This is a genomic window from Oceanobacter antarcticus, from assembly GCF_044962685.1.
GTDB lineage: Bacteria > Pseudomonadota > Gammaproteobacteria > Pseudomonadales > Oceanobacteraceae > Oceanobacter > Oceanobacter antarcticus.
In genome coordinates this window covers 123,034-147,668 of sequence record NZ_JBBKTX010000010.1, presented here as the reverse complement: position 1 = coordinate 147,668, position 24,635 = coordinate 123,034, and the positions used below count along the sequence as shown (strand labels likewise).

19 protein-coding genes are annotated in these 24,635 nt (G+C 54.0%); 5 read left to right on the top strand and 14 right to left on the bottom strand.

Annotated features, from left to right (window positions below; all coding sequences use genetic code 11):
* Nucleotides 1-164 precede the first annotated feature (164 nt).
* Complete coding sequence (nhaD, locus tag WG929_RS09980) at nt 165-1,421, top strand: sodium:proton antiporter NhaD (RefSeq protein WP_416205919.1); 1,257 nt, start codon at nt 165-167, stop codon at nt 1,419-1,421.
* Nucleotides 1,422-1,498: 77 nt separating this feature from the next.
* Here nhaD and WG929_RS09975 read toward each other — a convergent pair whose 3' ends face one another.
* From WG929_RS09975 to WG929_RS09960, 4 genes are all read right to left on the bottom strand, one after another.
* Nucleotides 1,499-2,131: a hypothetical protein gene (locus WG929_RS09975; RefSeq protein ID WP_416205918.1), complete on the bottom strand. Its 633-nt coding sequence runs from the start codon at nt 2,129-2,131 to the stop codon at nt 1,499-1,501.
* A 142-nt stretch (nt 2,132-2,273) separates the two neighbouring features.
* Nucleotides 2,274-3,785: a tRNA lysidine(34) synthetase TilS gene (gene tilS, locus WG929_RS09970; protein WP_416205917.1), complete on the bottom strand. Its 1,512-nt coding sequence runs from the start codon at nt 3,783-3,785 to the stop codon at nt 2,274-2,276.
* Nucleotides 3,786-3,793: 8 nt separating this feature from the next.
* Nucleotides 3,794-7,294 carry a DNA polymerase III subunit alpha gene (gene dnaE, locus WG929_RS09965; RefSeq protein ID WP_416205916.1) on the bottom strand — a complete coding sequence of 1,167 codons (3,501 nt, stop codon included), beginning with the start codon at nt 7,292-7,294 and terminating at the stop codon, nt 3,794-3,796.
* 124 nt (nt 7,295-7,418) lie between these two features.
* Nucleotides 7,419-8,135 (bottom strand): pseudouridine synthase, encoded by a 717-nt coding sequence (locus tag WG929_RS09960; RefSeq protein ID WP_416205915.1) that lies wholly within the window; start codon nt 8,133-8,135, stop codon nt 7,419-7,421.
* A 183-nt stretch (nt 8,136-8,318) separates the two neighbouring features.
* Here WG929_RS09960 and WG929_RS09955 point away from each other — a divergent pair, with 183 nt between their 5' ends.
* Nucleotides 8,319-9,251 (top strand): hypothetical protein, encoded by a 933-nt coding sequence (locus WG929_RS09955; protein WP_416205914.1) that lies wholly within the window; start codon nt 8,319-8,321, stop codon nt 9,249-9,251.
* A gap of 3 nt (nt 9,252-9,254) precedes the next feature.
* Here the strand turns inward: WG929_RS09955 and WG929_RS09950 are convergent, their stop codons facing one another.
* The 6 genes from WG929_RS09950 to dmeF form a co-directional block, all read right to left on the bottom strand.
* Nucleotides 9,255-9,758 (bottom strand): DUF3106 domain-containing protein, encoded by a 504-nt coding sequence (locus tag WG929_RS09950; RefSeq protein ID WP_369857322.1) that lies wholly within the window; start codon nt 9,756-9,758, stop codon nt 9,255-9,257.
* On the bottom strand, nt 9,755-10,057 hold the full coding sequence (locus WG929_RS09945; protein WP_416205913.1) for a hypothetical protein: 303 nt from the start codon (nt 10,055-10,057) through the stop codon (nt 9,755-9,757). Before WG929_RS09945 ends, WG929_RS09950 begins: the two co-directional genes overlap by 4 nt.
* A 1-nt stretch (nt 10,058) precedes the next feature.
* Nucleotides 10,059-10,571, bottom strand: coding sequence for a hypothetical protein (locus WG929_RS09940; protein WP_416205912.1), 513 nt, complete (start codon nt 10,569-10,571; stop codon nt 10,059-10,061).
* The gene (locus tag WG929_RS09935; RefSeq protein ID WP_416205911.1) at nt 10,549-11,103 is read right to left on the bottom strand and encodes an RNA polymerase sigma factor; all 555 of its coding nucleotides are present in this window, start codon (nt 11,101-11,103) and stop codon (nt 10,549-10,551) included. The genes WG929_RS09940 and WG929_RS09935 overlap by 23 nt, the downstream gene beginning before the upstream one ends.
* Nucleotides 11,104-11,200: 97 nt before the next feature.
* A complete protein-coding gene (locus tag WG929_RS09930; protein WP_416205910.1) occupies nt 11,201-13,000 on the bottom strand; it encodes a DUF4382 domain-containing protein in 1,800 nt (599 codons plus the stop codon).
* A 242-nt stretch (nt 13,001-13,242) separates the two neighbouring features.
* Nucleotides 13,243-14,208 (bottom strand): CDF family Co(II)/Ni(II) efflux transporter DmeF, encoded by a 966-nt coding sequence (dmeF, locus tag WG929_RS09925; protein ID WP_416205909.1) that lies wholly within the window; start codon nt 14,206-14,208, stop codon nt 13,243-13,245.
* A 218-nt stretch (nt 14,209-14,426) separates the two neighbouring features.
* Here dmeF and WG929_RS09920 point away from each other — a divergent pair, with 218 nt between their 5' ends.
* Both WG929_RS09920 and WG929_RS09915 read left to right on the top strand, forming a co-directional pair.
* A complete protein-coding gene (locus WG929_RS09920) occupies nt 14,427-15,473 on the top strand; it encodes a succinylglutamate desuccinylase/aspartoacylase family protein (RefSeq protein ID WP_416205908.1) in 1,047 nt (348 codons plus the stop codon).
* An 81-nt stretch (nt 15,474-15,554) separates the two neighbouring features.
* A complete protein-coding gene (locus WG929_RS09915; RefSeq protein WP_416205907.1) occupies nt 15,555-16,160 on the top strand; it encodes a mechanosensitive ion channel domain-containing protein in 606 nt (201 codons plus the stop codon).
* Between the two features lie 158 nt (nt 16,161-16,318).
* Here WG929_RS09915 and WG929_RS09910 read toward each other — a convergent pair whose 3' ends face one another.
* Entirely contained in the window at nt 16,319-16,525 is a 207-nt protein-coding gene (locus WG929_RS09910) for a cold-shock protein (RefSeq protein WP_303431885.1), read from the bottom strand.
* A gap of 785 nt (nt 16,526-17,310) precedes the next feature.
* Here WG929_RS09910 and WG929_RS09905 point away from each other — a divergent pair.
* Entirely contained in the window at nt 17,311-18,450 is a 1,140-nt protein-coding gene (locus WG929_RS09905) for a peptidoglycan-binding domain-containing protein (protein WP_416205906.1), read from the top strand.
* 101 nt (nt 18,451-18,551) lie between these two features.
* Here WG929_RS09905 and WG929_RS09900 read toward each other — a convergent pair whose 3' ends face one another.
* The 3 genes from WG929_RS09900 to fadB form a co-directional block, all read right to left on the bottom strand.
* Nucleotides 18,552-20,234, bottom strand: a complete 1,683-nt coding sequence (locus WG929_RS09900) for an electron transfer flavoprotein-ubiquinone oxidoreductase (RefSeq protein ID WP_416205905.1) — start codon at nt 20,232-20,234, stop codon at nt 18,552-18,554.
* A gap of 356 nt (nt 20,235-20,590) precedes the next feature.
* Nucleotides 20,591-22,363 carry an acyl-CoA dehydrogenase family protein gene (locus tag WG929_RS09895; protein ID WP_416205904.1) on the bottom strand — a complete coding sequence of 591 codons (1,773 nt, stop codon included), beginning with the start codon at nt 22,361-22,363 and terminating at the stop codon, nt 20,591-20,593.
* A gap of 80 nt (nt 22,364-22,443) precedes the next feature.
* Entirely contained in the window at nt 22,444-24,582 is a 2,139-nt protein-coding gene (fadB, locus tag WG929_RS09890; protein WP_416205903.1) for a fatty acid oxidation complex subunit alpha FadB, read from the bottom strand.
* Nucleotides 24,583-24,635: the final 53 nt, after the last annotated feature.

Sequence of the window (24,635 nt, the reverse complement as noted above, 5' to 3'; positions counted from 1 at the left end):
ATTGCTGAGTTCGTTAATTAACCACTTTTACACCAACAATTTCTGCTCTAGAATTGCCGCCCCTACTACTTACTGGTGATGAACACTTCTTCCCTCTCAATACGGCTACCCTGGGCTACCGTGATGTCTGGTGAATGAGTTTTTCATCAATTCCTGGAGCCTGCATGACAGACATACTGCATTATCTGCTAATAGGTCTGGCCATTCTCGGCCTGCTATCCGTCGTTCTCGAAGAAATCATCCATGTTAACAAAGCACAATCGGTGCTGTTTCTTGGCGCCCTGTCCTGGGTGTTACTGTTTATATTCAGCTCTGCCAATCCAGGTGAACACGACAGTGTCATTTATGGACTGGAGGAAAATATCGGTGAAATCGCCAGCCTCTGGTTATTCCTGCTCGCCGCCATGACGTTTGTGGTTTATCTGAACAAAAAAGGCTTGATTGAAAGCCTGATTTACAAGGTACTGCCCAGCCAGATCTCCGAACGCAAATTGCTGTTCCTGACAGGTCTGTTCTCTTTTGTATTTTCTTCCCTGGCCGACAACATCACTGCGACACTGATTTCCATTGCCCTGATTCTGTCGCTGGATTTGCCAATACGTAAAACCCTGCGCTTTGCCACGCTGGTAGTCTTTGCCGTGAACTCAGGTGGTGTCGCCATGATCACTGGCGACGTCACCACTCTGATGATTTTCCTTGAAGGCAAGGTCACCATCACCAACCTGCTGTTACTGTCGCTGCCGTCATTGATGGCAGTGCTCTTGCTGGCAGCCATTCTGTCGATTCCACTCAAAGAAACAGCCATCATTCGGCGTAAAACCCATGATCTGCAAGCGGTCGATTTTGCCATTGCCGCGATCTTTATCTGTACCATCATTGCCACTATTGCAGGTAATGTGCTGTTCGATATCCCACCGGTACTGAGCTTTCTGACCGGCCTGGCGGTGATGTTTCTGGTCGCCCGCGCCTACGGTGAAGACACCGAAAACGACCCGATCCTCAACTACGTTCGCCAGATCGAGTTCGATACCTTACTGTTCTTCCTTGGTATTTTGTTACTGGTCGGCGCACTGAAAGAAATTCACGCGCTGGATTCATTCGTCAGTCTGTACGAGCACCTGCCTGCCTGGTCGGCCAACTATCTGATGGGCTTGCTGTCAGCACTGATTGATAACGTGCCATTAACCGCAGCGTTGCTGAAAGCCGATGTCACCATGAGCCTGGCAGAATGGCTATCGTTGACTTACGCCGTCGGCGTCGGTGGTTCTTTGCTGATTATTGGTTCGGCGGCGGGGATTGTTGCCATGAGCAAAATTGAGGCATTAACCTTCGGCACTTATCTACGCTTTATTGTGGCCTTGCTACTGGCCTATACCCTCGGCTATATCGCGGTGCTGGGACTGGGGATGGTTATTTCCTGAGCGGATCGACTCTGTTGGCAGAGTGGGGAGGCTGGCTTCTCCACTCTGCGCCATACAACACCAGACGCGTGTTCAGCTCAGGGTAATTTGAATCTCAGCTCAACCTCAGCACCGGTGATAGTATCCCGCAGCGGCTTGGTTTCTGCCGCTTCAGATTCATCCCAGTGCAATTTGCCGGACAGATCCAGCGCCGACCCGGTTTGCGGCTGAGCATTAAAAACATTAGGTAACAGTGCCGAGGCTGTTCCATAGGTCAGTTGCTCTTGTCCGATGGTCTCAGGCAGGTGCAGGTTTAACGGCTGACGAGCCTGCTGCTGCATCTGTTGCTCCAGCGCTTGCTGTTGTTCCGTCGGTGGCTGCCATTCCTCCGTTTCGACCGTCAGTTCCGGCGGCTGAAGATCGTCACCAGATGGCTTAACGTCCACTGCTGCAATACCGGATCCTGCCTGTTCGTCAGCCAACGCTTCACCCTGATAAGTCGCCACGGGTATCAATTCAGGCCCCACCCTCTCAGGCGCAGCATCAGCTGCAATACCTGGCAGAGCAAGTGGCGTACCGCGCCCTGATTCGTCCCCTGATGGATACTCGCCCTGCGCGTTATCCATAGATTGGGCGTCTTCGACAGATTGCAGCTGCGTAACCTGCCAATACCCTGCCACTGCGACCCCCGTGACCAGTACCACTAACCCTGCGATCAGACCTTGCTGCATGTACCCTCATTATATTGATAATTTTTTACGGTGAAAAAGGAAATGCGGGTCATCAACCAGCGTTGAACAAGGCCAGCACAAGACAATTCTGGCCAAGACACATGTCGTTTTGGAGTCTGTAAAGACCTTCAGGTTCCGTCGATTACAGCATCGAAGAAGCAGGACACGACTGCCACGCCAGTCGATATCCCGGTTGGCCCACCCCGGCAATCACAGACTGATCAGCCGCTATCCCTGCAACGGCAACCAACCGTTCATGCTGCAGTAACAGCGGCCAATGTGGCCGCAACCAGGGCGGAATTCCGGCTTCTTGCCACAGTTGCTTCAATGATTTGGACGGACGCCCTGGCGGCCGTAGCAGCAGCGCATGCGACAGTTCGAGGTGAGCCTGGCAAGTGAGCTGATAGTCACCAGACAGCAATACGATGGCAGAGTCAGTCCCCGCAGGCTGGCAATGCTCGGCGACCAGTTCGCCCAGCGACCATCTTGTCAGCAAGCAACACGTTGCGCTTGCCTGAGTGTCTGGCAAGGTCAGAGCAAGCCTCGCAGGTACGGTGACAGGCCAGTGTCGATCCGACAGCACCAGGTACAAGCGTCCCCGAAACCGACGTACTTGAACATCTCCCAACTCAACCACTATCTGCGCATCCGCCGCTGCATATAACGCCTGTTCTACCAGTTCGGCCAGCCGTGTCTCACTGGCAACCTCCACAGCGGCGTGCTGTAACCAGGCATACAGCAGCGGTTCATGCAGCACTTTGGGCTGATCCTGCCAGCGTTGAATATCCAGACTGGAACCTGCATTGCCGGGCCAGTTATCAGCGTCGGTGCATAACTCAAGCACCGGTGCTAACAAATGGTCAAACGCAGCCTTGTCTGCTGCCAAACGCCGGGCAGTACGCTTGAGTGAGTGTTCACGACCAGGAAAACGGCGGTACAACTCCGGCAACAGCACCTGCCGCCACCAATTCCGCTCCAGCCGGGTATCCTGATTGGAGGGGTCGTCTACCCAGTGTAGCCGGTGCGCCTGAGCATACTGCAGCAGCTGTTGCCGCGAACAGTCCAGCAAAGGCCGTAACAGCCGGGGCGATCCCTCCTCGCCTGGTCGGTTGTCTGAACGCTCAACCAGTCGTCTTGCCGAGGACAGATAACGTTGTTGCGGCATACCCGCCAAGCCACTCAGGCCACTACCACGGGTCAGGCGATTGAACAGGGTCTCGACCTGATCATCAGCATGATGCCCCAGCAACAGCCAATCGTCAGACTGGCAATAACGCTGAAACACCTCGTAACGGGCACGACGGGCGGCCTGTTCGATACCATCCTGGCAGCGGCCAAGATGAACCCGTTCAACGGTCAGAGGTATTCCCAACGCCTGGCACTGTTGCGAACAAAACCCGGCCCAGTCGTCCGCTTCTGTCATCAAGCCATGATGCACATGAATAGCATGCAATCCGGCACATGACGATGCCCCTCCTTGCTGCCACCACAGCGCCAGCAAATGCAGCAAAACGCAGGAGTCCATACCGCCACTGAAGCCGACCCAGAGCTGGCTTGCCGGGTTGGTTCGGGTTGCCAGCAACTCGTCCAGCCGTTGCAAAAGAGCGCCGTCTGCGCCCTCAGTGCCAGTAACTGACGCGTCAGCAATACTCATGACCACTCTCAGCCGAACACCAGTTCGACGGCTTGCTCGCCAAATTCGTAACGCAATTGCAGTAGCTGGTCGTCGGTGGGGTTGACCCGCCACTCGTCGCCGAGACGAATATCACAGCGGGCAGTATCGTTACGATAATCCAGCACAATCGGGCATCCCCCTTCCAGTGGCTGCAACAGCTGCCCCAGCAATTGGCAGGATTTATCATCCAGCCGCTCGCCATTCATCTGGATACGAATGGATTTGGCAAAGTTCAGCCGTGCCTGACTGATCTCCATCGCCGAGCGACCGATCGCCTTCAGCCCGCCCGAATAGGCGTCGTGGCTGATCTGGGCTTCGACCACTAGCACCTTGTCTTTTGCTACCACCTCGCGCACTTGTTCGTAGACGTCAGAAAACAGCGCCACTTCCATGCGACCAGAGCGATCGTCCAAGGTCACGAAACACATGTTCTCGCCACGTTTGTTTTTCATCAGCCGCATATCAACCACCAGCCCTGCCAGCTTCTGCGGTTTTTTGTTGTCTTGCAGGTTAACCAGTTTGGTTGGTGCCAGCTGACGCACTTCAGCTTCGTATTCATCGAACGGGTGTCCGCTAACAAACAGGCCGAGGGTGTCCTTCTCACCTTGCAGGCGTTCTTTTAACGTCCAGTCACGCAGGCGACGGAAACGTTCGTAAGGGTCAGCCCCCACAGCAGCTTCAGCCTGCACCTCGCCAAACAGGTCCACCATACCGGCGGCTTCGTTAGCAGCGGTTTGGCCTGCACTTTTCATGGCATCTTCAATACTGGCCATCAATACCGCACGGGGTGCGGTAACCGGCAAGTTGTCGAAGGCACCGCAGCGCACCAGCGCTTCGAGAACGCGTTTGTTGATTTTTTTACCGTCAACACGCTGGCAAAAATCAAACAGATGTTGGAAGGGCCCACCAGCTGCACGTGCTTCGATAATGGCATCAATCGGGCCTTCTCCGACGCCTTTTACCGCACCGAGGCCGTAGACAATGGCTTCGTCGGCGTTAACGGTAAAACCAAAACGCGACTGGTTAACATCCGGCAGTACCAGCTCAATACCCATCTCGCGGCATTCTTCAAAGAAGATCACCACCTTGTCGGTATTCTGCATGTCGGAGGTTAATACCGCCGCCATAAAGGGCGCCGGGTAGTGCGTTTTTAACCACAGCGTTTGGTACGACACCACGGCATAGGCGGCCGAGTGGGATTTGTTAAAACCGTAACCGGCGAATTTTTCCACCAGGTCGAAGATTTTCATCGCCAGATCCGGGTCAACCCCGGTATCAATAGCACCGGTGCGGAAAATATCCCGCTGTTTGGCCATTTCTTCCGGCTTTTTCTTCCCCATGGCACGCCGCAGCATATCCGCGCCACCCAGGGTGTAACCGGCCAGTACCTGGGCGATTTGCATCACCTGTTCCTGATAGACGATGACGCCATAGGTCGGTTCGAGGACTTCCTTCAGGCTTGGGTGTTCGAAGTCCGGGTGTGGATAGGCGACCTTGGCACGACCGTGTTTACGGTTGATAAAGTCGTCCACCATGCCGGACTCCAGCGGGCCGGGACGGAACAGTGCCACCAGGGCGATCATGTCTTCGATATTGTCGGGTTGCAGGCGGCGGATCAGGTCTTTCATGCCTCGGGATTCGAGCTGGAACACCGCAGTGGTCTGGGCTTTTTTAAGCAGGGTGTACGACGCTTCATCATCAAGCGGAATATGCTCAATCTCGACCGGGGGCAGATTTTCCTTGGCGCGCTTGCTGTTAATGGTTTTTAACGCCCAATCGATAATGGTCAGGGTACGCAAGCCCAAAAAGTCGAATTTCACCAGACCGGCTTCTTCAACGTCATTCTTGTCGAACTGGGTCACCAGACCACTGCCGTCCGGCTCACTGGCGGTGGCGGAAAAGTCGGTCAGTTTGGTCGGCGCAATCACCACACCACCAGCGTGTTTACCGGTCTGGCGGGCGATACCTTCGAGCTTAAGCGCCATTTCCCAGATTTCCTGGGCTTCCTCGTCTTCGTCCAGAAATTCTTTCAGCGGTGCTTCCGCCGTCAGTGCCTTTTCCAGCGTCATGCCGGGATCACCCGGTATCAGCTTGGAGAGCCGATCAGCCAGACCAAACGACTTGCCCTGGGCACGGGCAACGTCACGAACCACCGCCCTGGCAGCCATGGTGCCGAAGGTGACGATCTGGGAGACCGCCTGACGGCCATAGGTATCGGCCACATAGGCAATCACCTTCTCACGGTCTTCCATACAGAAATCGATGTCGAAATCGGGCATCGATACCCGTTCCGGGTTGAGGAAGCGTTCGAACAGCAGATCATACTCGAGCGGATCCAGATCGGTAATTTTCTGCGCATAGGCCACCAGCGAGCCAGCACCGGAGCCTCGCCCCGGCCCTACTGGAATCTCGTGATTCTTGGCCCACTGGATAAAGTCCATCACGATCAGGAAGTAACCGGGAAAACCCATCTGAATAATAATATCCAGCTCGAACTTGAGGCGGTCTTCATACGGCTGGCGCTTGTCGCGGTACTCGTCAGAATCTTTTGCTATACCAGCCAGAATCACTTCCAGCCGCTCTTCCAGGCCCACTTGGGAAATTTTACGGAAAAAATCCGCTTCGCTCATGCCTGCCGGAATCGGGTAGTCGGGCAGGAAGTATTTGCCCAGTAATACTTCTACCGAGCAGCGTTTGGCAATTTCGATGGTGTTCTGAATCGCCGTTGGCGCGTCCGGGAACAGTTCGATCATTTCTTCGGCACTGCGGAAATACTGCTGTTCGCTGTACTCGCGTGGGCGGCGCTTGTCATCCAGCGCGTACCCCTGACCAATCGAGACCCGGGTTTCGTGAGCTTCGTAGTCATCAGCGTAAATAAACCGCACGTCGTTGGTGGCCACCACCGGGACACGCAACTTGCCCGCCAAAACCAGGCTGGCTTTCACCAGAGTTTCATCACCGGTACGACCGGTGCGCTGGATTTCGAGATAAAAGCGGTCACCAAAAATCCGCTGGTACTCAGCGACCAGAGCCTCAGCAGCATCCAGCTTGCCTTTTAAGACCCGCAGGCCGACATCCCCTTCGCGGGCACCGGAGAGCAAGATCAGGCCGTTGTTTTTTTCGATCAGCCACTCACGTTTGACCACCGGCTTATCGTGGTGCTGGTTCAGATAAGCCTGGGAAACCAGTTCGCGCAAGCCGAGATAACCTTCCGGGTTCATACACAGTGCCGTTACCCGAAACGGGGCATAGCTGTCTTCCGGATTTTCGAGCCACAAATCCGCTCCGAGAATCGGCTTGACGCCCTCCCCCAGGCAGCTTTTGTAAAACTTCACCAGCGCATACATATTGCTCTGGTCGGTCAGGGCGACGGCGGGCATGTTCGCTGCCACCGTAGCGCCAATCAGCTTTTTCACCCGCACGGTACTGTCGTAGAGGGAATATTCAGAGTGAACGCGCAGGTGAACAAAAGCAGCTGGAGACGACATGACAATGGCCCGTAGTAATACGTGGAGTAATACGTAGTGATGCGTGGTGACGAGGAATAGCAAACCCGGAGTTTACAACAGTTGCTGCCCGCAATCAGGTGATGACTCGGATCGTGCGCGTGTGTCAGCTCTTTATTGCCAGCTGCCAACTCTGTCCCGGCCAACTGTCTGGCGGCAGTTGCCATTGACCGATACTGAGTCGATGTAACCCCAGCACCGGATTCCGAAAGCGGCCAAACATACGTTTGATCTGGTGGTAGCGGCCTTCCATCAAGGTTACCAACACTTCCCGCTCGGCAATAATCTCCAGTAACGCCGGACGCGTGGTGATATTTTCGAAGGGAAAATACATACCGGCAGCAAACGCCGTGATGTAATCGGCGTTGACCGGATGCGCCAGTGTCACATGATACACCTTGGCAACTTTGTGCTCTGGTGCCATCAAGCGCTGTGACCAGAGACTGTCGTTGGTGAGTAACAGCAGGCCACTGGACGCCCGATCCAGACGCCCGACGATGTGCAGCTGCTCCAGCTGCGCCGGTTCTAACGGACACTCAGTACTGTGTCGTAACTGGTCGATTACCGTCGTATGCTCGTTATCATAGGTCGCACTGACCACGCCAACCGGCTTGTTCATGGCCAGGTACAACGGCTGTTGTTGTTGCAAGACCACGTGATCCAGCGTCACCAGACTGAAAGGACCAACCGGCTGGGTAATATCAACCGCTACCTCTCCATCAATGGTGATGCGCCGCTGCGCTAGCAGCAAACGCACATCGCGACGGGAAAACGCCGCGTGTTGGGCAATAAAACGGTCCAGACGATAGCGACAGCTTGCCATACGCAGTCGGAGCTCCGGTGGCGAAAAAGCCGGTCATGATAACAGTCGACCAGCGCAAATTGCAGCGACAATCACTCCTGCCAGCCTTTGGACAATCACTCCTGCCAGCCTTTGATAGGGACTGGATTCGCAACACATTGACCAGTACGCTTTGCTGTCTCTGCTCTCGGTACGAGAAATACCATGCTTCGACACGGATGTTTTGCTCTGTCGCCCCGCCGCCGCTTGCTGCCGCCAGTCATCTTTGCCGGATTGCTGTCTTGCCCGCAGCTGCACGCGGGTGGTATCAACTGGCAAGCCGGGCTGACCTGGCAATACGCCCATCTCTCGCTGGAAGAGAGCCGCCGCCACTACCAACTCGACAATTATGGCCCCACCGTTTCGGCAACGGTAACCTGGGATGAACAATGGTTTATCTCTGGCAGCAGGGATCGCCAGCAGGCCACTGATGACGGACTGAGTTACCAGAACCAGGGCAAGTCAATCACCCTGGGTTATTTGTTACAGGACAGCTGGCTGCGGCTGGATGGCTCTCATTTCCATGAGGAGTACGACGTTCAGTTCGGCGTGCTGGAAGATCGCTATATTGTGCGCCAATCCCGTACCAATCGCTCCCTGACCGCCACCGCCGGACGGGATGTCTGGATCGCTGACCAGTGGCTGCTTAGCAGCCATGTACAACTGGGGCGCACCCTTGGTAACTCAGAACGCAGCGAGTCTGTCGCCGTCGTGGTACCCGGCTCAGGGGGATCTGGGCGTCATGTCACCAGCGTCCAGACATACGATACCCAAACGGGTCTCGACCTGGGTACGGGGTTGAGTCTGACCTGGTTATTGGCAGAGCAACAGAGCCAGCGATTATGGACGCCCGGCATAGCGCTGGATTACCAACGCACCTTGAGCGGTGAACTGTTGTCGACCTCAGCCAGCAACGGCCGCGCCTATCGCCAGCAGCAAACTGGCGCTCGAACAACGGCAGTCACGCAGCAGTGGGCCAGCGCCAGTGTGTTGGTTGCCTTGCTGAATACTCACTGGCAACTCACCAGCCAGCTGGTCATACCCTTGCAGACACCATACGATCAGCGTGTTTCGATCGGTTTCGACTGGTTTTGGTGACAGTTAATGACGTTTTGAGCGCAGTTGTTGCCGCATGGCATCACGCTGCTGTGGCGACAAACTCTGGAAGCGCTGACGCAGCTGCTGACGCTGCTCCGGCGTCGCCTGTTGATAGTCATGCCAGGCGTCGCGGGCTTGCTGGCGCTGCTCCGGGGTCATATCGCGCAAGGTTTGCAACCGATCCCGTAGTATCTGGCGCTGACTTTCCGGCAAACTCTGCCAGCGGCTGAAGCGCTCACTGGCGGCCTGTCGTTCACTGTCGGACATCGACTGCCAGCGCTCAACACCGCGCAAAAGTGCTTGCTGCCGCTCGTCATCCAGACTGTCCCAACGCTCGGATATGCCCTCCAGTAACTGCTGGGTGCTGGGGGGTAAACGCCGCCATTCCTGTGCCTGTACGGGTTTTGATAGCAGTACCCATCCGGTCAACAGTGCCATCAGCATGAGTAGCGTCAGACTGATGCGCCGCTGCCTCTGCAGCATTACCTGGGGATGCTCACGATTCATTGCTCACCTCCCGACCGCGTCTCGGTTGGCTCGTTTGTGTCTGGGAAATTCGCTGTTGCTTGTGGCACAGATGTGGGACTACTGACCTCAGTATCTTGCGGGATCAGAGGCGATGGCCCCAGCATCATCGGATCAATCCATTCATCATCAATCTCGATCTGATCGGCCAGATAGAGCAACAGTTCAATATCCGGCGCACGATCCGGCTCACGATTCGATGGCACCTCCGGTTCTGCCTGAACAGACACCTGCGGCAGCATCCAGCCAGCAGAAGATGACAGGGTTATTAGCGCTGCCATATTAACCAGCCTTATCCAGGATTGGGGGATTCGCATCCGGTAACTCGCTTAGCCAATAGGCAAATTCCAGTTGCTGCAGCATATCCCATTCGTCTTCACCAAGCTCCGCCAATGCTATCATGTCATCCAATCGTTGCTGTGCTTCGACCTGCTGTGCTTCGAATGCTGCCAGCGTGGTAATATTGGCATCGTAGCTCGACGGATAGGTACCTGCCGGCGCCCCCTCCTCGGCTTGTAGCAACCAGATCACACTGACCAGTATCAAGCAGGCTGTCACCCCCCCCAGGGGTAATAGCGACCCTGTGAACCAGTACCAGATAGCGGACGTGGAAGTTCGACGCCTATCGATGTTAGCCATGGCTTGCCTGAAAGCGGCCGCCCGCCGTTGTGCCAGTTGATCTGTCAGGGATTCTGGCAACGTCTCTGCCTGCTCATCCAGCAGTGCCAGAAGCTGTTGCTCTGTTACCGTCGCCTGTCCAACTCTCGAGGTTTTATCCGCAGATTTCGATATCATGATACTCGGCCACCTCATTCAATTTCTGCCGTGCTCTGGACAGATGGGTTTTGACACTGCCCTCGGAAATATTCAGCGCATCTGCCGTCTCGCGTACGCTTAGCCCTTCCCAGCAGCGTAATAAGAAACACTGCTGTTGCTGTAAAGGCAGGGTCGCAATGGCGCTGATCAGCGCTTGCTGTTGACGACTGCTGGCCAAGGCCTGATCCGGCTCGTCGCGGTAATCACCCACATAGTCATCCATTCCATCGGCGCTGCCAGTCTCTGGAACATCCGCCTGACTGCCCGACCAGAACATCCAGCGGCGCTGTTTCTGTTGCTGACGCAAACTGTCGGCGAGGCAGTGCTGCAAAATTCGGAAAAACAGCGGCCGCCATTCCGCTTCTTCCCGATCGCGGTAGTGGCTGATCAGTCGGGTCATCGCTTCCTGCACCACATCCAGGGCATCTTCATCATTGGCGGCAGCAAATCGCACCATCCGAAAGGCCCGACGCTCAATCGACATCAGGAAATCATTCAACCTGGCGGTCATACGATGTCTGTCTCCAAGCCAGTCACATCCGCTTCCTTTCTTTCAGCCTTGTTTTCCTGAGTGTAATCTGCAGTAGAGAAAACCAAGGCTCAACAGGCTACTGGCGGCTCGACTCGCCAAACCTCACCATAATGCTGCTGGCATCCAGAATCCCGGTGCTGTCATCAAACTGTCCCTGCACGCTTAAATGGCTGACCGCCTCAGTCCCTTCCAGGGCGTTGGCCAACGCCAGCAGAAAATCGCTGTAGCTCAGATAGATAGCGGTTGATGTAGCGCTGATTTGCACTGCAAAATGGCCCTTATCGACGGTAGCTGTTACACCAGCCACCTCCAGGCCGGCTACCAGCTCTCGCGGAATACCATGCAGACGCAAACGTTCACTGGCGTCGGTCACATCCAGTACCAGGGTATCGTTACTGATGCTCACTGGCATCGTGGTAGCGTCAGACCAGTGAGCAACATAGTCGGCACGGCTGGATGCAAAGCTGATTTCATTCACGGTGACTGCGTCAAAATCGCCAATAGCAGCGCCAAATGCCGTTGGATAACCCGCCACCGCAACCCAGTCCCCTGTCGCCAGATTGGTGACATCCAGCGTCGCCGTTTGCAGCTCATAGGTGGTGGGATCGGCGTCATTATCTCGGCTATCCGCCGTGCCACTGAAATCAAACAGCTCACTGTTGCGACTGTTGATACTTAACAAATCCAACGACAAGGGGGCAGTCGTCGTCACCGAGCCACTCAACCGATTCAGTTTCATACGTACATACCCGGTACTGGCATCCATTTTAGTGATGTCATCTGTACTGACACTACCACTGACCAGCACCGACTGGCCGACGGAAATATCTGCAATCGTGCTGTCGCCGTCGTAGCGACCGGTGACCCCTGTCTCTTCAGACAGTGTCACCTCCAGCATTGAGGCAAAGCTGGCGTCGTGACCACTGCGTTCGACCACCGCTCCGTTCAGGGTTAATACATTGCCGCTGCGGGCGGTAACAATGCCTTTCACCACATCGTCACCGCTCCAGTCGACGCTGGCACCGGTCAATATTTCTGTCGCAGTAAAAGTACCGGTGTTATCAAGACTGCCGTAGCTCACAATCGGTGTAGCGGCATCCAGTGCCGCAATCAAGGCCAGGCCGTCACTACCTGTGTATGGAATCCCATCAATGTCATAACGCGTTGTTTCGGTCACAGCCACCACCAGATCACCAAATTCGCCGCTGCGGTGTCGCATAGGGCGAATAGCCAGAGTAATCTCTGCAGTATCGGTATCGGAACTGATCAACTGACCACGAACGCGATGCTCCCGATCCGTGTCTTGACTGGCAACAACCATCAGGAAAGGTTCGACTTCAACAACAGCCGGATCATAGGAAAGCACTTCGTTGGAAGCCGCCAGATCCAGATCCAGAGTCAGACCTGCCACGCTATTACGGCCAATATTCAGTGCTCCCTCGCCAAGATCAACGGACACTTCCAGGGTACTGATGGTTGTGCTATGGGAATCTACCACTGTCGCGCTATAAGACACACCAGCACTGTCCTGAACCACAATATCAGCGTCAGCATAATCAAGGTTGACCAATACACTACGGTAATGGCCAGCCGGTATGGCCGCGACCATAAACAGTTCACTTAACTGCTGATACTGAACAAAATCCACTTCCGTGGTGGCAGGAAGAACATCCACCTCGGTGCCATCTTCACGAACCAGAGTGATACCCAGCACCTCAACCTGATAGGTCAGAAAATCTTCTTCTGCGTCGGTCAAGGCAATTTGAACGGTGCCGGTTTCATCGGTAGCCGTAGAGCTGGCACTACCGGAACCCGCACCACCGCAACCCACCATCAGGCTGGATGCAATTGCCAGCCACCATGCCGTTGTTTTCATGTGTCACTCCTGAGGTTTACACCTGCTTGCTGTTTGAATATCGATATGTTGTTACACGCATCCATACAACGGAGCTGGTTCGCTTCGGTTGACACAAAAAAACAAACAGAGAAAAAACAGGGCACCAGAACGACGGTTTCCAACGGCGAGTCACAAATAACCGGGAGCAGTGTCAGTGTATCTGATAGCAAAGCGGGCTTATGACCTCCATGTCAGCCAGACAGAAAAGTCAGCCCGGAAGATTAAAGAAACGGATGATGCACTTCGATTGTGATGTGTTGCAGCTGTTGGTAGAGATCCAGATGTTGACGAATCTGGCTGGAGATCTCGTTCTCACTGCTGGCCACCGACAACACCAAAGCATAATGATCAGCAGATACTTTCCAGATATGGATGTCACGGATTTCAGCTCCGGTGGTCTGTACTGCATCAATAATCTGCTGACGCACGGGTGCATCAATACTGGCATCCAGCAAAATCCGGCTGGTGTCTTTCAACAAACCAAGCGCCCAAACAGAAATAATGGCAGCACCAACAATCCCCATCAGTGCATCCAGCCATAACCAGCCCAGCATCATGGCAGCAATCAACGCCACAATGGCCAGTATCGATGTCAGGGCATCTGCCAGTACGTGCATATAGGCTGCACGCAAATTGTGATCGTGATGATCGTGATGATCGTGATGGTCGTGATGGTCGTGATGGTCGTGATGATCGTGATCAACCGGCCCATGGGCATGGCCATGACTGTGTCCATGATGATCCTTGAGCAACCAGGCACTGGCCAAATTCACCAGCAAGCCGATCACCGCCACCACAATCGACTCCGTAAAGCCTATTTCATGGGGCATAAACAACCGCTGCACAGATTCCAGCACCATCATCAAGGCCACAACACCGAGTGCAACCGCACTGGCGAAGCCACCTAATACCGACACCTTGCCAGTACCAAAACTGAAATCAGGATCCATCGCGTGACGACGGGCATAACGATAGGCAAACAACGTGATGGTAAACGCTGCAACATGGGTTCCCATGTGCCAACCATCGGCCAGCAGTGCCATGGAACCATAAGCACTGCCGACAACGATTTCGACCACCATGGTCAAGAACGTCAACCAAAGTACCCAAAGGGTACGAGTCTCCCCTTGTTGCCGATCCGCAATAATGGTCGGCTGATAACATGGGCAGGTATTCAATGAAGTCATAACAACAGGGCTACTGGAAATATGAATGAAAATCGCACGTTGCACCGATCTGAGCCAATCGACACCACCGTTCCATGCAACAGATACAGGGCAACTGACCGCAGAATAACGGCCCGGGATACAAAAGTCTGCATTGATTTTCATTTACCAAACAGAGAAGCAGTGACAGATGACAACACTGTTGGCAGACTCCACGGATCTTCAATGGATACCCCATCATGAGCCGACGCACTCCAGTTCTACCCGCCCTGCACATTGCCGGACATACCATAGAACCAGGCAACACTTACCAGTTAAACCTGCCACTGGGCAGTCTTTATACCAGTACCAATGTGACCATGCCGGTATATGTTCGCCGCAGCAGCAAACCCGGCCCCACACTCTTTATCAGTGCCGCCATTCATGGCGATGAACTCAACGGTGTGGAAATAATCAACCGCCTGATTCACGGCTCCAGATTACGTAATCTGCGCGGCACCTTGATCGCTGTGCCCATTGTCAATGCCTTTGGTGTTATCAACCAGAGTCGCTATTTGCCCGATCGCCGCGATCTTAACCGCTCTTTCCCTGGCTCCAGCCGTGGCACTCTCGCAGGCCGAATGGCGTACATGTTCCTCAACGAAGTGGTGGCCAAATGCGACTACGGTATTGACCTGCATACCGGTGCCATTCATCGCTCCAACTTACCCCAGATCCGCGCCAATCTCGACGACGAGATAACCCGTGATATGGCTTTGGCATTCGGCGTCCCAGTCTTGTTGAACGCCAATCTGCGCGACGGCTCCTTACGGGAATCTGCCGACGAGATGGGCGTCAAGATCCTGCTTTACGAAGCAGGCGAAGCCCTGCGCTACGACGAATTGTGTATTCGTGCTGGCGAACGTGGCATTTTACGCGTGATGCGTCACCTCGGTATGTTGCCCCCCAGCCGCCAGAAGAAATTTCCGATCGAACCACTGATCGCCCGTGACAGCGGCTGGATGCGCGCTACTGACAGTGGCTTTGTACGCAACCTGAAGCATCTTGGTGACAAGGTGGAAAAAGACGACGTCATGGCGATTATCTGTGATCCGTTTGGCACTCAGCTTGATAAGGTAGTCGCCCGCAAGGACGGCATTATCATTGGCTGCCAGAATATCCCTCTGGTTCACGAAGGTGATGCCATGTTCAACGTCGCCTACTTTTCCGAACCGGACGACGTAGTCGAAAGTATCGAAAACATGCACGACAGTCTGCTGCCGGACGATACTATCCTGCAAAACTGACGCGCTTCAATCTGTAAACCAACCCATATGCAGCAACGCTGTCAGACGACAATTCAGCCAGAGGCCCAGACCAGAATTACCATGTTTAAAATTATTCTCGTTATCCTTGCCGTCGTAGGCTACGCCTATCTCAATCACATACTGATGACCTTTATTGAAGTTCAGGGACAAAAAAGAAAAGTCAGCCTGAGCCGGGTGTTCTATTTACAGAAAGCACTGCAAATCGCCCTGTTCAGCTGTTTGTTACTCCTGATCGGCCTGGTGGTCGGGTTTGGCTATAGCGAATTTACCTTTGTCCTGTCATCAGCTGCCGCCTTGCTCGGCGTTGCCCTGTTTGCCCAGTGGTCTGTGCTTAGCAACGTCACCGCCAGTGTGATTATTTTTTTCTTCTTTCCCTATCGACCAGGAGACCGTATACGCATTCTGGAAGCGGATTGCCCCGAAGCCGTGATAGAAGAAATCACCCTGTTTCATCTGCTTTTACGCACGGATGAGGGCTATGAATTAAGTATTCCCAATACTCTGGTGTTCCAAAAAGCCGTCGTCATGTCGCAGCGCGGAGATCTCTGGCTGTCGATTCATCCTGCAGAACCCAAACGACATAGCGCGGTACTCCGGGATGATGTTGCCGACGACGCGATCACTCTGAACCAGCATGCAAATATGGCAGGAGAGGCGACCCGCTGACCTGATCAAAAGGACGCCGATCGATAAACAGCGCAGCGGAAAGGATCTCCGCTGGCGTTTGTACGAGACAGGAACAAGACAGGCTTGCCTGAATAACAGGCACAAAAAAACGGGCATCGGCCCGTTTTTTTATGTACTACCAAATCACCAGAGGCGAATTAGATAGCAACGATGTTTTCAGCTTGTGGACCTTTCTGGCCAGGCTTAACAGTGAATTCAACACGCTGGCCTTCAGCCAGAGTCTTGAAGCCAGTGCTAGCAATAGCGCTGAAGTGAGCAAAAACGTCTGGGCCATTTTCTTGTTCAATAAAACCGAAACCTTTTGCTTCGTTGAACCACTTAACTACGCCAGTTGTCTTGGACATTTTGATATTCCTGAATAAATAGAAGATAAGGCGCTGTGATTAATTCACAGGCCAACGCTGGAACTCAATTGGTGCTTATCTACTACAAACGAGGGAATAAGAACTACTACTTCGAAGGGTACTAATAAATAAGGGCAATGCTTTCAAGCTGAAAACGAGTATACCTCAGGCGAGGCGCATGGCAACCTTTATTTACGCTATTTCTGCATTAGCTACCCGAAGTTAAAGCAGACCCGGGATTGTCCCAGCAAACAGGGGTGCCCGACGGGACAATCGCCAGGCTACAAATTCTTCCGACCGTCTATATAAAGTAGTAATAAGTAGCGTTGGATCACGATGTCAGCTAACTGTCACCTTCATAATGACAAAAAACTCAGGATACCCAAACCAGCGAACAACAAAGCGGGCAAACCACTCCAGTAGCCATTGAGGCGCTGCAATTTTATCCTCTTTGTAACAATATTCGATCACCCTAGGGAACCAATGAATAACTTGGTGCATACTGGGGCTTCAGTACAAAATCAGTTCAAGACCTCAGAATCAGGCTCTCTGGTAGCAACGCAATGAGGGCCAGGCTCTGGTGTAACAACAATGAGCTGAACTAGTAAGCTGAAATTGACCGCAAGCCCCGCAGGGTAAGAGGGTTATACCCGGAGGATTTATCGAGGTTTTACCGAAGGTGCGGCTGAGCGCAGCTGGAACTGCACCAGACAGCAGAACGTAGTCTGACAATTCCTTACGTCCGTCTGTCAACTCAAACATCTTACGCAATGGAGCACAACTAGATGAACAAAAAAAACTACCTTCTTTCAGCATTGACACTGGCTGTCATGGCTGGCTGTGCTAGCCAGCCATCCAGCGACACTGCGTCCACCGCTGCGCTGGAAGATTTTCCTGAATACCAGCGTCTGAAAGACTCCCGCGACGAGCTGGAGCAGGAAAATGCGCAGCTCAAGGCTGAAGTGCAAAAGAGCAAGACTGCGGTTACCGGCAAGGTGGCAACAGCGCAGACAGTTGAATCAACCACTACCTCCACGACACCAACCGCTGATTCCGTTATGCCTCCGAATGCCACACCAGGGCACTGCTACGCCCGCCTGGTGATTCCGGAAGAATACGAAACCCAGATGAAGCAAGTAATGGTTTCTCCTGAGTTGTCCAAGCTGGAAGTAGAACCGGCCAAATACGCGATGGCAGAAGAGCAGGTGCTGGTTAGCGAAGAATGGGAAGAACTGGTGGTTATCCCTGCTACCTATAAAACCGTCACCGAACAAGTCATGGTAAAAGAAGCATCCACCAAGCTGGTTAAACTGCCAGCAGAATATAAAACCGTCGAAGAAAAGATCGTTATTCGTCCAGCCTATTCCACTTGGAAAAAAGGTAACGGACCGATTGAAAAAATTGACGAAGCCACTGGCGAAATCATGTGTCTGGTCGAAGTGCCAGAAGAATCCAAGATCATCACCAAAACCATCCTGGTGAAACCAGAACGTACAGAAGAAGTGGTTATTCCGGCGGAATACAAAGCTGTCTCCAAGCAGGTTGTTGACGTTGCCGCGCACACCACCACAATCGTACACCCGGCTATCTATGAAACAGTAGAAGTTGAAAAAATGGTAGAAGAGCCGAAGGAAATCGCCGAAACAATTCCTGCGGTTTACGAAGATATTCCTCAAACCGTCAAGGTGACAGATGCCAAGATGGAATGGCGTGAGATTCTTTGTGAAACCAATACCACAAAAGATGTTGTCTCAGAACTGCAGCAAGCTCTGGAAGATAAAAGCTATAGCCCAGGTCCGATTGATGGCGTCTACGGCTGGCAGACCATGAATGCGGTTACCCGCTTCCAGAAAGACAACGATCTGCCTTCCGGTCAGCTCACTATCCAGACGCTGCGCCTGTTGGGCGTTGCCAGCTGGGAATAAGCTTTTTGTTAGTGTAAAAACCAAAAGAGCTAGCCCTATGGCCAGCTCTTTGTTGTTCGCATCCCTGCCTTGCTCGCCCTGCCCCTACGCCTACCACCCCATTACATGTTCGGGTAGTTCGGCCCGCCACTGCCTTCCGGTGTTACCCAATTGATGTTCTGCGCTGGATCCTTGATGTCGCACGTCTTGCAGTGCAAGCAATTTTGGCCATTGATCTGCAGCTTGTTAGCGCCATCGCTTTCGATAACTTCATACACCCCTGCCGGGCAATAGCGTTGTGCCGGTTCAGCATACTTAGGCCAATTCGATGCCATAGGAACACTGGCGTCTTTCAAGGTCAGATGACAAGGCTGATCTTCCTCATGAAACGTATTCGACAGAAACACCGAGGTCAGTTTATCAAAGCTGAGCACGCCATCCGGTTTTGGGTATTCTATTTTGACGCATTCGGTCACCGGTTTCATCTGGGCGAAATCAAGATGATTGTCATGCAAGGTGAACGGCAATTTGCCATTAAAAATATTCTGGTCAACGAAGTTAAACGCCCCTCCGATCAGAGTACCGAACTTGTGTAATGCCGGGCCAAAGTTACGGGTCGCGTGCAACTCTTCGTATACCCAGGAGGCTTCAAAGCGTAAGGCATAACCACAGAGATCCTTGCCACCTTCGTCACCAGCGGCAATGGCTGCAAACACTTCTTCAGCCGCCAGCATGCCGGTTTTCATCGCCGTATGGGTGCCCTTGATTTTGGCAGCATTCAGGGTGCCGGCGTTGCAACCACTCAGCAAACCGCCAGGAAAGTGCATTTTTGGCAAGGCATTCAAACCGCCTTTGGCAATGGCGCGGGCACCGTAAGACACCCGCTTGCCACCTTCAAGATACTGTGCCAGTACCGGATGGTGTTTGAGCGTCTGGAATTCATCATAAGGGTTCAACCAGGGGTTGCTGTAGTTGAGATCCACAATCAGACCAACCACCACTTGTTGGTTTTCAGCGTGATAGAGGAAAAAACCGCCCCCGGTAGCGTCTTTGCCAGCACCGGTTAATGGCCAGCCAGCACCGTGCAACACCAGTCCGGGTTGATGCTTGTCGGCCGGAACATCCCACAATTCTTTCAGGCCGATACCGTAGTGCTGGGCATCGGCGTCCTTATCCAGTTCAAACCGCTGATACAGCTGTTTACCCAGACTGCCACGGCAGCCTTCGGCAAAAATGGTGTATTTGCCCAGCAGGTTCATACCCGGCGTGTACATTCCCTCTTTCGGCTGCCCATCTGCAGCGACACCCATATCACCGGTAGTCACACCGGCCACAGCGCCATCGTCGTTAAACACCACCTCGGCGGCAGAAAAGCCCGGATAAATCTCCACACCCAGGGCTTCGGCTTGCTGGCCGAGCCAACGACACAGATTACCCAGGCTGACCACGTAGTTGGTCTTGTCGCCCAAATGAGCGTTGTGCATGGTTTTTGGAATCAACAGCCCCGGTAACTGCACGGCTTTCTGTTGATCCTGCAGCAAGTACAACTCATCTTTGATCACCGGTGTCGTCAGCGGTGCTCCGAGTGCTTGCCAGTCAGGCAGCAACTCATCCAGCGCGCGAGTCTCGATGACAGCTCCGGAAAGAATGTGAGCACCCACTTCGGAGCCTTTTTCTACCACACAAATGGTTAACTCCTGGCCCTGTTCCTGAGCCAGTTGAGCCAGTCGTATCGACGCACTGAGGCCAGAAGGGCCGGCACCGACGATAACAACATCGTAGGCCATGGATTCACGTTGGGTCATAGATACCTCTCACTGTTCGCTGCAGCAGCGCTCGGGATGTTTGTTGTTATCGTTATAAGACAAACACCGTATTACCAATAAAAAACCCCTGCCCAACCAGGGTTGACCAGGGGAAACAAGCCGGTAGCCGGAGTATTGCTACCAGCGGATTTTCAGGACAGGGGGAGCCTGAAAATCAATACTCGTCTGGCACCAGGCGATCAATCAGTGGTTGAACCATACTTTCAAGGCCGAGAGTAATCGGCAAAATGACCGTCAAAGCGCAGCTTATAAGCACTCTATACGCCGGTTCAAGTCACGTTTAACACCTCACTCTGACCCCGCACTCTCAACCCCGATCGATCTTCCAACACCGACTAGAACTGCTCGTTAGTCAACCCCATGATGCTCTCGCTACCAGCCAACAAGGCCGTTGCATGGGCCTGATGACGAGGCATCATGTGCTCACAGAAGAAACGTGCAGTTACCAATTTGGCCTGCAGAAACTCAGGATCGCCCTGACCAGCATCCAGCAAGGCTTTGGCTTTTTCGGCACTTTGAACCATCAGCCAGCCACCAGTGACATACCCCATTTGCATCATGAAGTTGACGGCAGCGCTACCCAGTAAATGAGCATCCACACGAGCATTCGCCAGAATAAAATCGCGACTCTGTCTGGCTGTCGCCAGCGCTGCATCAAACTGCGCCAGTGCTGCCTCAGGTAAAACCGTTGCGTTACGGGCAGAAGCTGCCGTGGCATCCATTTCTGCCAGCAAACCATCCAGTACTGCGCCACCATTCGACAAGGTTTTACGGCCGATCAGGTCAAGCGCCTGAATGGCGGTTGTGCCTTCGTAAATTGGCAGAATCCGGGCATCGCGGTAGTGCTGGGCGGCACCGGTTTCTTCGATAAACCCCATCCCGCCGTGGATCTGTACCGCCAATGACGTCAGCTCGACGGACAATTCAGTGCACCAGCCTTTAACGATCGGGGTATACAGTTCGGCACGGGCCATATGTGCAGCGGCATCGTCGCCACCGACCAGACGGGCACGGTCCAGCTCGGCCGAAGCCATAAACGCCAGTGCACGCATCGCCTCGGTGGTGCTCTTGATGGTCATCAGCATGCGACGCACGTCCGGGTGTTCAATAATGGCGATACGGCTGCCATCACGCAGGGTGCCCTGAATACGATCTTTGGCATACTGACGCGCCAGTTGATAGGCACGCTCGGATACCGACAAGCCCTGTACGCCGACACCTTGACGGGCATCGTTCATCATGGTGAACATATATTTCAGGCCCTGGTGCGGTTCACCGACCAGATAACCCAGAGAACTTTCAAATTCCATCACACAAGTCGGGCTGCCGTGGATACCCAGTTTGTGCTCCAGCGACAGCGCGCTGGCGGTGTTCCGTTCGGTGGTCGTTTGGCCGTTGTCGTCGAGCAGGAATTTGGGCACGATAAACAGCGAGATACCTTTGACACCGGCAGGCGCATCCGGCAAACGCGCCAGCACCAGATGAATGATATTCTCGGTCATCTGGTGATCACCCCAGGTGATAAAGATCTTGGTGCCACTGATGCGATAGGCGTCGCCATCCGGTACAGCTTTGGATTTTACTGCCGCCAGATCCGAACCGGCATCCGGTTCAGTCAGGTTCATGGTACCGGTCCACTCGCCAGAGATCAGTTTCGGCAAGTAGGTGTTTTTCAAGTCATCACTGCCATGGTGCGCCAGTGCTTCGATCGCACCCTGGCTCAGCAATGGGCACAGTGCAAAGGCCATGTTGGCCGAGTGCCAGATTTCATTCACCGCAGTACTCAGTACCTTGGGCAGTCCCTGACCACCAAACTCTTCCGGCGCATTCAATGACAACCAGCCACCTTCCGTCATTTGCTGGTAGGCTTCCTTGAAGCCTGGTGTTTGCTGCACACCCTGCGCGTTGATGGTGGCCCCTTTTTCATCACCGTCCTGGTTCAAAGGTGCCAACACGCCGCTCCCCAGCTTGCCAGCCTCCTCGACAACGGTATTGGCCAACTCCATGTTAATGCCTTCCAGGCCAGCGGCTTCACACAGGGCGTCAAACCCAACCAACTGCTCCAGTACAAATTCCGCGTCGCGATAAGGGTGCTGATAATCACTCATAAATCGATTTCCTTGTTAGCCCTGCCGCTCTCTGATTCAGCCGAGCGGCAGTGGTCTTGATAAATAAAGAGTAAAGTTGCTCAGTAAAAGGTCTTGCCGCTTTCGGCCATGGCTCGCATGTCATCGGTCAGACAATACAGTGGGCCACATTCCGCATGGGCATCGGCCTGGGCGGCAAACAGGTTAGCGCCCAAATTGTCGATATAACGCAACGCGCCGCCCCGGAAACGCGGGAAGCCCAGACCCAGAATCAGGCCCATATCGGCTTCAGTGGCAGAGGCCACGATGTGTTCTTCCAGGCAGCGTGCGGTTTCCAGACACATGGGAATCATCATCCGCTCAACGATCTCGGCGTCGGTGATTTCAGTACTGCGAGTCACCCGTTGTTCCAGAATGGCGGCCACTTTTTCAGAGCGACGTTTGTAGCGCTTGCCGTGTTCATCAGTGCCGTATTCGTAAAAGCCGACGCCGTTTTTCTGCCCCAATGCATCTTGTTCCAGCAGACTTTCGATGATTGGGCGATCGTCATGACCCATACGTTCAGGGAAGCCATCCTCCAGCACCTTGTCGGCGTGAACCATGGTATCGAGGCCAATCACATCGGCCAGATACGCCGGCCCCATGGGCCAGCCAAATTGTTCCATCACCTGGTCGATGCGCTCAAAATCCACCCCGTCCATCACCAGCCGGTTAAAGCCGTTGAAGTACGGAAACAGCACACGATTAACCAGAAAGCCCGGACAGTCGTTCACCACTATCGGGGTTTTACCCATCGCCGCCGCAAAGGCCACTGTGGTAGCCACGGTTTCGTCGCTGGTCTGGCTGCCACGAATAACTTCCACCAGCTGCATCGCGTGTACCGGATTAAAGAAGTGCATGCCGCAGAATTTATCCGGGCGCTGCAAATGCTCAGCCAGCAAATCGATAGAAATAGTCGAGGTGTTGGTTGCCACAATGGCGCTGTCGGGCACCTTGTGTTCAACCTCAGCCAATACTGAGCGTTTGACATCCAGCCGCTCAACCACTGCCTCGACCACGTAATCAACTTCAGTAAAGCCTTCATACGTCAAAGTCGGGTGAATACCGGAGAGGACTTTTTCTTTGCCGGCTTCGGTCATGCGTCCTTTGCTGATACTGCGATCCAGAATACTGCCAGCATGGCTCATGCCCAGATCCAGTGCTTCCTGGTTAATGTCTTTCATCAGCATCGGAGTGCCGTTCAGCGCCGCCTGATAACCGATACCGCCGCCCATGATACCGGCACCGAGAACAGCGGCCTTGGCAACCGGATGTGCCTGTTTGGCCCAGCGCTTGGTTTCGCGCTTGAGGTATTGGTCATTCAGGAACAGGCCAACGAGGTTTTTTGCTTCAACACCACTGGCCAGCTCACCAAAGGTTTTGGCTTCCATTGCCAGCGCCTTGTGAAAATCTTCGGTCATGGCGCTGGTGACGGTGGCCAGAATCGCCGGAGCCGCCGGATAACGGACGTCCAGGCCCTTGCCCAACGTTTGCTTCAGGCTTTCCATCGCCGCCGCAGTGGCCGCGTTATTGTCGAGTGCGGCCTGCTTGCGGAGACGGTTAGCAAGGTAGTCACGCTCACCTGCCATGGCTTCTTTTAATAACGTGCGTGCCGTGTCGAGCAGCTGATCGGCTTCAACCGCCGCATCCAGCCCCCCTTGCGTCAATGCCTGGGCGGCCTTCACCGGTTTGCCTGACAACATCCAGCCCAATGCCGCTTCGGCACCAACCAGGCGGCTCAAACGCACGGTGCCGCCCCAGCCAGGGCAAATACCTAATGTGACCTCTGGTAATCCGAGTTTGGCAGCCTTGTCGGCAACACGAAAATCGGCTGCCAGCGACAGCTCCAGACCACCTCCCAGCGCCATACCATTCACAGCGGCAACGGTGGGGTAAGGCAATTTTTCAATGGTGTTGAACAAGCCATGCACCTTGCCAGCCCAACGGGAAATATCGGCGGCCTGCATTCCGAACAGTTCGGTAAACTCGGTAATATCCGCACCCAGCACAAAAGCTGGTTTGGCGCTGTAAATCAACAACCCACGCACATCAGCACGAGTACCCAGCGCCGCCAGGGCCTGTCCCAGCTCATCCTGCAGATGAGCATTCAATACATTAACGGAAGCCCCATTGGCATCCAGAATCAACTCGGCGATTCCCGAGTCGGCCATTTTCAGCGTAACCGATTGTCCAGCGTACATAGTGAGCTCCTTTACTGTGAAGGCTGCAGGGAAAAGATTAACAGCGACGTTAA

Coding starts and splice junctions, on each gene's coding strand:
- nhaD (WP_416205919.1), top strand. CDS start 165: ATGACAGACATACTGCATTATCTGCTAATAGGTCTGGCCATTCTCGGC.
- WG929_RS09975 (WP_416205918.1), bottom strand. CDS start 2,131: ATGCAGCAAGGTCTGATCGCAGGGTTAGTGGTACTGGTCACGGGGGTC.
- tilS (WP_416205917.1), bottom strand. CDS start 3,785: ATGAGTATTGCTGACGCGTCAGTTACTGGCACTGAGGGCGCAGACGGC.
- dnaE (WP_416205916.1), bottom strand. CDS start 7,294: ATGTCGTCTCCAGCTGCTTTTGTTCACCTGCGCGTTCACTCTGAATAT.
- WG929_RS09960 (WP_416205915.1), bottom strand. CDS start 8,135: ATGGCAAGCTGTCGCTATCGTCTGGACCGTTTTATTGCCCAACACGCG.
- WG929_RS09955 (WP_416205914.1), top strand. CDS start 8,319: ATGCTTCGACACGGATGTTTTGCTCTGTCGCCCCGCCGCCGCTTGCTG.
- WG929_RS09950 (WP_369857322.1), bottom strand. CDS start 9,758: ATGAATCGTGAGCATCCCCAGGTAATGCTGCAGAGGCAGCGGCGCATC.
- WG929_RS09945 (WP_416205913.1), bottom strand. CDS start 10,057: ATGGCAGCGCTAATAACCCTGTCATCTTCTGCTGGCTGGATGCTGCCG.
- WG929_RS09940 (WP_416205912.1), bottom strand. CDS start 10,571: ATGATATCGAAATCTGCGGATAAAACCTCGAGAGTTGGACAGGCGACG.
- WG929_RS09935 (WP_416205911.1), bottom strand. CDS start 11,103: ATGACCGCCAGGTTGAATGATTTCCTGATGTCGATTGAGCGTCGGGCC.
- WG929_RS09930 (WP_416205910.1), bottom strand. CDS start 13,000: ATGAAAACAACGGCATGGTGGCTGGCAATTGCATCCAGCCTGATGGTG.
- dmeF (WP_416205909.1), bottom strand. CDS start 14,208: ATGACTTCATTGAATACCTGCCCATGTTATCAGCCGACCATTATTGCG.
- WG929_RS09920 (WP_416205908.1), top strand. CDS start 14,427: ATGAGCCGACGCACTCCAGTTCTACCCGCCCTGCACATTGCCGGACAT.
- WG929_RS09915 (WP_416205907.1), top strand. CDS start 15,555: ATGTTTAAAATTATTCTCGTTATCCTTGCCGTCGTAGGCTACGCCTAT.
- WG929_RS09910 (WP_303431885.1), bottom strand. CDS start 16,525: ATGTCCAAGACAACTGGCGTAGTTAAGTGGTTCAACGAAGCAAAAGGT.
- WG929_RS09905 (WP_416205906.1), top strand. CDS start 17,311: ATGAACAAAAAAAACTACCTTCTTTCAGCATTGACACTGGCTGTCATG.
- WG929_RS09900 (WP_416205905.1), bottom strand. CDS start 20,234: ATGACCCAACGTGAATCCATGGCCTACGATGTTGTTATCGTCGGTGCC.
- WG929_RS09895 (WP_416205904.1), bottom strand. CDS start 22,363: ATGAGTGATTATCAGCACCCTTATCGCGACGCGGAATTTGTACTGGAG.
- fadB (WP_416205903.1), bottom strand. CDS start 24,582: ATGTACGCTGGACAATCGGTTACGCTGAAAATGGCCGACTCGGGAATC.